Origin of the sequence: Flavobacterium sp. (assembly GCF_003525665.1) — a bacterium.
GTDB lineage: Bacteria > Bacteroidota > Bacteroidia > Flavobacteriales > Flavobacteriaceae > Flavobacterium.
In genome coordinates this window covers 11174-19784 of the sequence record NZ_DQDX01000094.1, presented here as the reverse complement: position 1 = coordinate 19784, position 8611 = coordinate 11174, and the positions used below count along the sequence as shown (strand labels likewise).

7 protein-coding genes are annotated in these 8611 nt (G+C 32.8%); 4 read left to right on the top strand and 3 right to left on the bottom strand.

The genetic code is table 11. The annotated features are described in order from the left end of the window. Positions 1-125 precede the first annotated feature (125 nt). A complete protein-coding gene (locus DIU01_RS06995; protein WP_290832878.1) occupies positions 126-1298 on the top strand; it encodes a CPBP family intramembrane glutamic endopeptidase in 1173 nt (390 codons plus the stop codon). Then, positions 1291-2331 carry an AMP-binding protein gene (locus DIU01_RS06990; RefSeq protein ID WP_290832876.1) on the top strand — a complete coding sequence of 347 codons (1041 nt, stop codon included), beginning with the start codon at positions 1291-1293 and terminating at the stop codon, positions 2329-2331. The genes DIU01_RS06995 and DIU01_RS06990 overlap by 8 nt, the downstream gene beginning before the upstream one ends. A gap of 168 nt (positions 2332-2499) precedes the next feature. Here the strand turns inward: DIU01_RS06990 and DIU01_RS06985 are convergent, their stop codons facing one another. The 3 genes from DIU01_RS06985 to DIU01_RS06975 all read right to left on the bottom strand — a co-directional run bounded on the left by DIU01_RS06985 (position 2500) and on the right by DIU01_RS06975 (position 6456). Next, a complete protein-coding gene (locus DIU01_RS06985) occupies positions 2500-4119 on the bottom strand; it encodes a M1 family metallopeptidase (protein WP_290832874.1) in 1620 nt (539 codons plus the stop codon). A gap of 2 nt (positions 4120-4121) precedes the next feature. Next, complete coding sequence (locus DIU01_RS06980; protein WP_290832872.1) at positions 4122-4712, bottom strand: hypothetical protein; 591 nt, start codon at positions 4710-4712, stop codon at positions 4122-4124. 115 nt (positions 4713-4827) lie between these two features. Beyond that, entirely contained in the window at positions 4828-6456 is a 1629-nt protein-coding gene (locus tag DIU01_RS06975) for an acyl-CoA carboxylase subunit beta (protein WP_290832870.1), read from the bottom strand. 172 nt (positions 6457-6628) lie between these two features. Between DIU01_RS06975 and DIU01_RS06970 the strand changes: the two genes are divergently transcribed. Next, positions 6629-7270 (top strand): DUF47 domain-containing protein, encoded by a 642-nt coding sequence (locus DIU01_RS06970; protein WP_290832868.1) that lies wholly within the window; start codon positions 6629-6631, stop codon positions 7268-7270. A gap of 25 nt (positions 7271-7295) precedes the next feature. After that, positions 7296-8609 (top strand): inorganic phosphate transporter, encoded by a 1314-nt coding sequence (locus DIU01_RS06965; RefSeq protein ID WP_290832866.1) that lies wholly within the window; start codon positions 7296-7298, stop codon positions 8607-8609. Positions 8610-8611: the final 2 nt, after the last annotated feature.

Here is an 8611-nt window from a genome sequence, read left to right as displayed (position 1 = left end):
GATTGAGGTAAATTGTTATCATATTTTTTTAAATTTTAAATTTATATTCTGAAATAAAAAGGGTATATTAGCGAAACAAATGTAGTGTTTGATTGATAAAAAAATAAAATTTAATTCGTCATATAATGTTTATTGAACAAGGTATTAGTAAAGACAATCCTTTTTGGAAGTATATTGTTGGATCTTTAATTATAATCATGGCAGCATTTATTGGACAACTTCCTTTATTGTTTGTTGTTTTAGCAAAAGCTATAGATGGAGGAGGAATTCCTTCAACTAATGAAGAAATGTTGCAATATTTAGAACCCAATTTGTCGTTGTTTCTAATAATGATTTCGTTTGTTTTTGCAATTGGCGGCGTTTATTTGGCTGTTAAATATTTGCACAAGCAAACCTTTTTATCGGTAACAACATCACGACCAAAAGTAGATTGGAATCGCATTTTATTTTCGTTTTCAATTTGGGCTATATTTACTGTCATAACAACATTTGCCTACGTTTATTACGAACCAGAAAGTTTCGTTTGGAATTTTAAACCAACGCAATTCGCAATATTGTGTGTAATTGCAGTAATGTTGATTCCGTTTCAAACTAGTACTGAAGAATATATTTTTAGAGGTTATTTAATGCAAGGATTTGGAAATGCTTCATTACAAAAGAAGTTTCCAATTGGATTATTTTATTCAATGATTTTTGTTCCAATTTATATGGCATTTGAATTAATATTTGATAATCAATTTAGTTCAAATACATCTTCAGCAACGTTAACTTCCATTGTATTGTTTAGTTTATCTATATTAGTTTTATTAATTATTGATTTGATTTTGAGAAATCTTAATTTCTTTGAAACAAGTTTTTACAATAAACTTTATGATCGAAGTCAAAACAAAATTGTCCCATTATTAATTACTTCTGTAATTTTTGGAGGAATGCACATTGCCAATCCCGAAGTTTCAAAATTGGGTTACATCATTATGGTCTATTACATTGGAACCGGACTTTTCTTAGGAATTATAACCTTAATGGACGACGGAATGGAATTAGCACTCGGATTTCACGCGGCAAATAATTTAGTAAGCGCTTTGTTAATTTCATCCGATTGGTCGGCTTTGCAAACGCATTCCTTGTATAAGGATGTTTCTGATCCTTCGGCAGGTTTAGACGTTTTATTGCCTATATTTATTATATTTCCAATCATGTTATTGATTTTTAGCAAAAAATACAAATGGACCGATTGGAAAGAAAAACTCACAGGAAAAATTAGTACAAATTCTATAACATACACTTATCATGATTAATCCAACCTACGAAAACGTTCACAACGGCTTTAAACTTAACGGTTTTCATCTCAATAGAGAAGATCTGTGTCGTGTTGCTTATAGCTTTATTAAAGAAGGCGAAGATTTTGAGAAACCGGTTGGCGATTTTATTCTAGATTGGTTTGATGGTAAATCCTATATAGAAATGCACACTTCGGGTTCAACAGGAATTCCAAAAATAATTCGTGTAGAAAAACAAGCCATGGTGAATTCGGCATTGGCAACAGGTGATTTTTTTGAACTTCATGCCGGAAACAAAGCTTTACATTGCCTTCCGGTGAAATATGTTGCCGGAAAAATGATGCTTGTTCGTGCGATGATTCTTGGTTTAGATTTAGAATTTGTAGCTCCCAGTTCGCATCCACTTCGAAATGTTGATGGCAATTTTGATTTTGCAGCAATGGTTCCTTTGCAAGCACAAAACTCTTTATCAGATTTGCATCGAATTAAAAAACTGATTGTTGGTGGAGCAAAGATAAATTCGGCTTTAGAAAATCAATTAATAAAATTACCAACTCAAGTTTATGAAACCTACGGAATGACCGAAACCATTTCGCATATTGCTGCAAAATCAGTAGGCGAGAAGGCATTTACAGTTTTGCCAAACGTAACAATTTCGTACGATGATCAAAATTGTTTGGTTATACACGCACCACGAATTAACGACGACGTTATAGAAACAAACGATATTGTAGAATTGGTTAATGAAAATCAGTTCATCTTTCTTGGTCGAATTGACAACGTAATTAACAGCGGCGGAATCAAGTTGTTGCCTGAACAAATCGAAGAAAAATTGGCTGGTAAAATTGAACCACGTTATTTTATTTCTTCTAAAGAAGACAAAGAGTTGGGCGAAAAAGTCATTCTTGTTATTGAAGGAGATTCGTTTACAGTCGATACTTCCATTTTCGACGGATTGGATAAATACGAAAAACCAAAAGAAATTTTATTTGTACCAAAATTCAAAGAAACTGGAAACGGAAAAATTATTCGTAAAGAGAGTTTGATTTAAAATTAGGAGCGAATTCCCGAAGCTTCGGGATAGGGAGTTCTTGGTTTCCATCGTCATCTTGAGCGCAGTCGAAGGGCTGCTGTTCATTACAATAATAAAGCCGCGAACAACGCGGCTTTATTATTTTCATTTCCATCAGGGCTAGTTTGTATTCGTCTTTTTCTAAATCTAGACTTTAAAAACGTGTACAAAAAACTCACTTTTTAAAACTTCAACATCATCGATATTTTTTACTTTAAACTTGGACTTTTTAGCTTTATTAGTTGGTTTTAATCTAATTTCTTTGCCGTCGATTTTAATATCAACTGGCATGTTGAAATCGGCAACATCGGTTTTCCATTGGTATTGAAGTTTGTTTTTTACAACTTTAATTTCCAATCCAGGGATTTTTTTGTATCTCAAATATTGGTCAAAAATAGGCGTAAGATTCATTTTACTTTCTTTATTGAAAAAGTTTACAACCGTTTCAGTATCAATTATTTTATGACGAAAAGTTTCAGAATAGTTTAAAATTATTTTCCACCATAATTCGTCGTTGTTAATCACGTGACGTAATGTGTTTAGCAACAAAGCACCTTTTGGATACATATCACCAGAACCTTCTTGGTTTACACAACACGGACCAATAATTGGTTTGTCATTAGCAACATTTCTGTTCAATCCGCGAGCATATTTCATGGCTTTTTCGTAGCCAAATTGACATTCGATAAATACAATTTCGGTGTATTGCGTGAAGCCTTCGTGAATCCACATATCGGCAATATCGGCAGATGTGATGCTGTTTCCAAACCATTCATGACCACTTTCGTGAATAGTAATATAATCAAAGAGTAATCCAACTCCAGTTCCAGATAAGTCGCTTCCCATGTAACCTTTCAAGTACTTATTTCCGTAAGCCACAGCACTTTGATGTTCCATACCTAAATAAGGAGTTTCAACTAATTTATAACCGTCATCAGCAAAAGGATATTTACCAAATTTAGCTTGAAAGCAATCCATCATTGGTTTTACTTCTTCAAAATGTTTGCGCGCTTTTTCTTCATTATATTTTAAAACATAATAATCCAAATCTAAACCGTTGTGATTGTCATGAATGTGAGCATAATCGGCGATATTTACAGTAATATCATAATTATTAATCGGGTTTTTCACTTCCCAATCCCAACGTGTGTAACCATTTTTCAAATCTTCAGAACCTAAAAGACGTCCATTAGAAACATTCATCAATCCATTTGGTACAGCAACCGAAATTTTCGAACCTAAATCGGGTTCATCGGTTTGAGTATCTTTCACCGGATACCATAGACTTGCTCCAGTTCCTTGAACGGCAACGCCAATCCAATGTCTATTTTCTTTATCTTTTTTGAAAACAAATCCGCCATCCCAAGGTGCATTTTTGGCTACTTTAGGTTTACCTGAATAATAAAAACGAATTTTTTCTGAAGAATTTGCTGTTAATCCGTTAGGAAAATCTACGAAAACTGCGTTGAATTCTCTTTTATAATCTAGCTTTTTATTGTTGTGAATGATGCTATCAATCATCATATTATCAAATAAATCCAATTGAATTTTAGAACTATTTGCAACTACTTTAAAAGCAATTTCGTTGTATCCAACAATAGTTCTTTCTTCTGGATTAATTTTGATATTCAAATCATAACGTTGCACATCAAAGCAAGTTCGTTCTGGTCGTAAACCACCGTGAAGTGAATCTTTACGGGTAAAATTTTGTGCAGAAACAGACTGAAAACCAGCAAGAATGATGCTTAAATAAAGTAGTTTTTTCATGGTTAATCACATTTATGTTTTAATAGTTCATTACTAAAAGCGTTGTAAACTTTTGGATCAAAACCTTCCCAATCAAGGAAATAGCTTCTGTCTTTATTGATTGTTAATAATGCTTCACAACGAATTCTCTTTTCATACTTTTCGTTTAAAAAAAGGTCAAAAATAAGAGCGTTATCAACTATCCAATTAGAGTTTATAGGCTCTTTATAGTGTTGTAAAAAAACAATAGGATAGCTTAAATTAGTGTAAGTGTCAGTATGTGCGAAATGATAGTTTTTAGTTTGAGAAATAGTATTTAAATATTCATTTTGCCGAATATCTGTCCCACATTTTGATAATGGCATTATGTAAAAAATATTTACTATTCCAACAGAGTCTAAGTCTACTTTACACTTGTTTTTTAAATATATTTTTAAGTCTTCAAATTTATCAGCAGGAATACATCCAGGAGCCATTTTTGTATAGTCTTTAGGGAATACTTCTGCTAAAGTTAACTTGCTTGTATCTATAAATTTTAATTCATAATTAGGTTTACTACTACTACAACTTGTTAATATCAACATCGAAGCAAAAAGTAATAAACAGTTTTTCATAGAATTTGGCTTGTACTATTAGTACTTGGTTTTTAAGATTTGTTACTTAGAAATAATTGTTTAACAAAAAAAGTCACAAAAGTTTATTATTTCTTTTGTGACTTTTGAGATAAAACTAAACCTGAATAACTCCTAAATTGAATTTCTTTTCAATAGGCGAGTGGTTTGCTGCTTCGATTCCCATAGAAATCCAAGTTCTAGTTTCTAAAGGATCGATAATAGCGTCAGTCCACAATCTTGATGCGGCATAATAAGGAGAAACTTGTGCGTCGTAACGTGCTTTTATTTTGTCAAATAATTCTTGTTCTACTTTTTCATCTACGGTTTCGCCTTTTGCTTTAAGCGAAGAAGCTTCAATTTGAGCTAAAACTTTTGCTGCTTGAGTTCCACCCATAACGGCAAGTTCCGCACTTGGCCAAGCAAAAATCAATCTAGGATCGTATGCTTTTCCGCACATAGCGTAATTTCCTGCGCCATAGGAATTTCCTACAACAACTGTAAATTTTGGCACAACCGAATTAGAAACCGCATTTACCATTTTGGCACCATCTTTTATAATTCCGCCATGTTCCGATTTGCTTCCAACCATAAATCCGGTCACATCTTGAACAAATACCAACGGAATTTTCTTTTGATTACAATTGGCAATAAAACGAGTAGCTTTATCTGCAGAATCAGAATAAATTACACCACCAAACTGAATTTCACCTTTCTTAGTTTTAGAAACAATTCTTTGATTGGCTACAATTCCAACTGCCCAACCGTCAATTCTTGCATAACAAGTAATGATTGATTTACCATAATCAGGTTTGTACATATCCATTTCAGAATTATCAACCAATCGCTTGATAACCTCGATCATGTCGTATTGTTCCGTTCTTGCTTTTGGGATAATTCCGTAAATCTCTTGTTCGTCAAGCGCTGGTTTTTGCGGTTTTTCTCTGTTAAATCCGGCTTTGTCGTAATCGCCAATTTTTCCAACAATACTTTTAATTCGGTCTAAAGCATCTTTATCGTCTTTGGCTTTATAATCGGTCACACCCGAAATTTCGCAATGTGTAGTTGCACCACCAAGTGTTTCATTATCAATATTTTCTCCAATTGCGGCTTTCACCAAATAACTTCCGGCAAGGAAAATACTTCCAGTTTTGTCAACAATCATCGCTTCGTCACTCATAATTGGGAGATAGGCTCCACCGGCAACACAACTTCCCATAACAGCAGCAATTTGGGTAATTCCCATGCTCGACATTATGGCATTGTTTCTAAAAATACGTCCGAAATGTTCTTTATCTGGAAAAATTTCGTCTTGCATTGGCAAATAAACTCCAGCAGAATCCACTAAATATATAATAGGTAGACGATTTTCCATGGCAATTTCTTGCGCACGAAGGTTCTTTTTCCCTGTAATTGGAAACCATGCGCCAGCTTTTACTGTGGCATCATTGGCAACAACTATACATTGTTTTCCTTTAATGTAACCAATTTTTACAACGACTCCGCCAGAAGGACATCCGCCATGTTCGGCATACATTCCGTCACCAACAAAAGCTCCAATTTCTATACTTTTCGCTTTCTCATCTAGCAGATAATCAATACGTTCACGAGCAGTCATTTTGCCTTCGGAATGTAATTTTTCTATTCTTTTTTCGCCGCCGCCGAGTTTAACTTTTGCAAATTTTTGTTTTAAATCTGATAGTAAAAGTTTGTTATGATCTTCGTTTTTATTGAAGTTTAAATCCATATTATGATGCTATTTTTTTTGTGTGGCTAATGTACGAAAACGTTTTCAATATGAAATAATCGATTTTTTAAATAGTAGAAAATTATAAAAATTGATAACCTCATATTATTATATGCTTAACAATTTATTAACATTGGGAGAGTACTTTTGCACCAATTAAAATGTAAAAAAAATGACATTAAACAATCTTTTTCAGTTTTTCGTTCCTAAAGATAAAAAATTCTTTCCACTTTTTGAACAAGCAGCAGCAAATTTAATTGTACTAGCTGAAACACTTCATAATGCAGTAAATGCACCGAAAGAAGAGCGTGAAGATTATTATAAAAAAATAGAAGAATTAGAGGCTATTATTGAAGAAATTACTCACAAAACGCACCTAGAGTTAAGTAGAAATTTTATTACTCCTTTTGATAGAGAAGATATTCACTCTTTAATCAAAGCAGTTGATAACGTTGCCGATTATATGCACAGTGCAGCAAGTAAAATGCGTTTATATCAAGTTGAAAAAATCACAAAATCGATTAGAAAATTAACTGAAATTAATTTAGAAGCATGTCAATTAATTGGTCTTGGTATCAATGAATTAAAAGAAATGAATCACAAGTCAATCAAAGAAACTTGTAAAAAAATCAATAAATTAGAAAGTAAAGCAGATTCTGTTTTTGATAAAGCTGTAGCTGATATTTTTGAAAATGAGAGTGATGCAAAAAATATAATTAAATACAAAGAAGTTCTTTCGGCATTAGAATCGGCATCAGATAAATGTAAAAGTGTATCTAATGTTATGGAACAGATTTCTGTCAAACATTCGTAATAGTTACAACTAAAAAACAACTTTTATGGATTTTACTTTATTAATAGTAATTATTGTTCTTGCCTTGATATTTGATTATATCAATGGTTTTCACGATGCTGCCAATTCTATTGCTACTATCGTAGCTACTAAGGTTTTAACGCCTTTTCAAGCTGTTGCTTGGGCTGCTTTTTTCAACTTTTTAGCTTATTGGGTTTTTGGTTTTGGAGTAGCAAATACTGTAGCAAAAACTGCAAATCCAGATTATATTGATCTTACAGTAATCCTCGCTGGAATTATTGCCGCAATTATTTGGAATTTACTAACATGGTGGAAAGGAATTCCGTCATCTTCATCACATACACTTATTGGTGGTTTTGCTGGAGCCGCTATTGCTCATGGTTTTAGAGATGTTACTGATCCAGAGCATGCTGGTTTCAAAATTGTAAATTGGTTAAAGGCTGCAAAAGAAGGTGAATTATTGCCTTCTGGAGTTATGATTGTAATTTTGTTTATTGTTTTTGCTCCTTTATTAGGAATGTTAATTTCTTATTTTATATCAATTTGGTTGATGTACTCCTCTAAGAAAAATATTTATCCAAAAATTGTAACTGTAGTTTTAATGTTATTAGCATTATGGTTTTTATCTTCGGTTTTAAACTTTGATGTGGAACCAGATGAAAAATCTTTATTTCATAACAAATTTTGGTATTTTATAAGTGAATCACACAATATCAAGTGGTTTTTGGTGGCGTTTATATTTTATAGTTTAGCAATATTCAATCTAGTATTTAGTAGTTTTTCTACTGCTACAGCTGAAAAAGTTTTAAAGAAAATGCAACTATTGTCGTCGGCAGCATTCAGTTTAGGACATGGTGGTAATGACTCTCAAAAAGTAATGGGAATTATTGCTGCTGCTGTAACTGTATATATCAATGCCAATCCAGGAGCAAATTTATCAATTGGTGGAATATTAGATCTAAATGTTGATATAGATAAAGGAACAATGCCAGGTTGGATTCCGTTAACTTGTTATTCTGTAATTGCGTTAGGAACTTTAAGTGGTGGTTGGAAAATTGTGAAAACAATGGGTTCTAAAATCACAAAAGTGACTGCATTTGAAGGTGTAGTAGCAGAGTCTGCTGGAGCTTTGACATTATTTGTTACAGAACATTTTAAAATTCCGGTATCAACAACACATACCATTACAGGATCAATTATTGGAGTAGGAGTTACTAAAAGAGTTTCTGCTGTTCGTTGGGGTGTGACTGTAAAATTATTATGGGCATGGGTTTTAACCATTCCAGTTTCTGGAGTTTTAGCCGCTTTAGTTTATTACTTTTTGAAGTTATTCATATAAAT

Bases quoted from the DNA above. Each gene is read 5' to 3' on its own strand.
- DIU01_RS06970 (WP_290832868.1), top strand. From the start codon at position 6,629: ATGACATTAAACAATCTTTTTCAGTTTTTCGTTCCTAAAGATAAAAAA.
- DIU01_RS06985 (WP_290832874.1), bottom strand. From the start codon at position 4,119: ATGAAAAAACTACTTTATTTAAGCATCATTCTTGCTGGTTTTCAGTCT.
- DIU01_RS06965 (WP_290832866.1), top strand. From the start codon at position 7,296: ATGGATTTTACTTTATTAATAGTAATTATTGTTCTTGCCTTGATATTT.
- DIU01_RS06990 (WP_290832876.1), top strand. From the start codon at position 1,291: ATGATTAATCCAACCTACGAAAACGTTCACAACGGCTTTAAACTTAAC.
- DIU01_RS06995 (WP_290832878.1), top strand. From the start codon at position 126: ATGTTTATTGAACAAGGTATTAGTAAAGACAATCCTTTTTGGAAGTAT.
- DIU01_RS06975 (WP_290832870.1), bottom strand. From the start codon at position 6,456: ATGGATTTAAACTTCAATAAAAACGAAGATCATAACAAACTTTTACTA.
- DIU01_RS06980 (WP_290832872.1), bottom strand. From the start codon at position 4,712: ATGAAAAACTGTTTATTACTTTTTGCTTCGATGTTGATATTAACAAGT.